General features: G+C 32.3%; 1 pseudogene. It reads right to left on the bottom strand.

What is annotated here, in order from left to right:
• A pseudogene (locus tag ACGH6R_RS11110) lies at nt 1-1,304 on the bottom strand (hypothetical protein); the annotation flags it as partial.
• Between the last annotated feature and the right edge of the window lie 499 nt (nt 1,305-1,803).

Genomic DNA, 1,803 nt, shown 5'->3' with positions numbered 1-1,803 from the left:
TGATCTTCTAAATTAAGTGAACCTTTCTTATCAACGTTATAGTTAGATTTTTCGCTAAAGACATTCTCGGCTTTCGCATTCCAAGAACCACCAGTTATATTGGTGTTTCCTTCATAAGTATGTTTACCACTAATAAAGTTATCACCAGAGACGACATTGACATCCCCATTTCCATCAATATCCCAGCCTACTTGATAATCAGTGTTAGTATGATTAATATTTAATTTACCACCATTTCTTAATCCAACTTTTGGCGTATCAATAGAACCTGCTTTTTCAGCGGCTTTTCCAACTTCGCCACCGATATTAAGAGCGCCATTTTGTTCAACTCGAATACCGAGATCCTCACCAGATTTATCGCCTTTTTGAGTTTTGATGGCTGCATCATTTGCAACGGTTAAACTAGCAGAATGATTACCACCCTCATTGACGATAATTTCAGACATCACGTTCAATTGAGAATTTTTACCATCAATTAATACTTTACCATTTCTGATAGCTAGCTTGTTGTATGTACCTGCATCACCATCAGCAATATTTAAACTACCACCATTGGTCACATTAATTTCACCATAGCCATCTTTATCAGCTGATTGCGTTCCTACTCGCATACCACCTGAATTAAAAGCAGAACCTTCACCGTCAATATTAATAATCGCAGTTCCATTACCACTTGCGACAAATGTAGCTCGAGATGAATTAATAACACCACCATCTAAAATATTAACTACAGCCTTACCGTCGCCGGCAATCCCCATATCTTGTGAGTTAACTTGATTTATTGTACTGCCTTTACCTGATACAGTTAAAGTTGTATTAGAAGTGCTAGAATGACCTATACGTAATGAAGACCATCCAGTATTGGTAAAAGTGCCGCCATTAGTAATAAGAATATTAGCGTTACCTTGAGATCCTAAATAAGCATCACCAGTAGAGTTAATGAAATGACCATTGTCGAGTGTAAATTGAGCAGAAGTATCTACATCATGTGCCACTATAATTCTATTAATTTTTAATGTACCATTATCACTAATTGTTAAATGTCCATTTTGACCAATGATATATTCATCATTGCTGACTACGCCATTAGGCAAAGTTCCAGTGTCATCACCTTTAATAATTTGATTGGTATCTATATTAACACGTGCAGCAAAAGCATTGCCGGAAGATAAAACAGATAAAGCCCCAAGAATTGTGGCATTAATTAATACTGATTTAGTTTTTTTACCTCTTCCTCTGGCTAATTCCGAAACTGCCAGACTAATTCCTTGTCTATTTTTCAAAACTTTATAAATTTTATTCATTTGTTAAATTTCCTTCATTTTACAATATTAAACATAGTCACTAAGATTCAAGAGACTTATGTAAAAAACATTATTGATCGGATTAAGCGATCAATCAACATTTAATCTATCGAAAATTTCTAATAAAAAGCGTAATATAATTATAATTAATTGTTTTTTTTGTTAATTGTAAGTTAATGTAAAGTTAACAAACTGATTATTTTTGCACAAAATTTTCATATTCTGCATTTAAAATACATAATCAATTAGCAATCTTTTTTTTTCAATATATTGTTCATGTTATGATTTTTTTTAGACTAAATTCTTTATTTAGTCAGTGCTAAATATCCCCTTTTTCAATTTAGTTTGAATCACATATCTTTTTTCTATAAAAAAGCAGTACTAAATCGTACTGCTTTGTATTTACTAAGATATTACTATTGTTAGAATGAATAATTTAAACCTAGTTGTCCACCAATTCGTGAATATTTATCTGAGCCAAATCGAGTATCAAGTTGAG

The sequence above is a fragment of the Gilliamella sp. CG13 genome, from assembly GCF_046635805.1.
Classification (GTDB): Bacteria; Pseudomonadota; Gammaproteobacteria; order Enterobacterales; family Orbaceae; genus Gilliamella; species Gilliamella apicola_I.
This window is presented reverse-complemented; position numbering and strand designations above follow the sequence as displayed.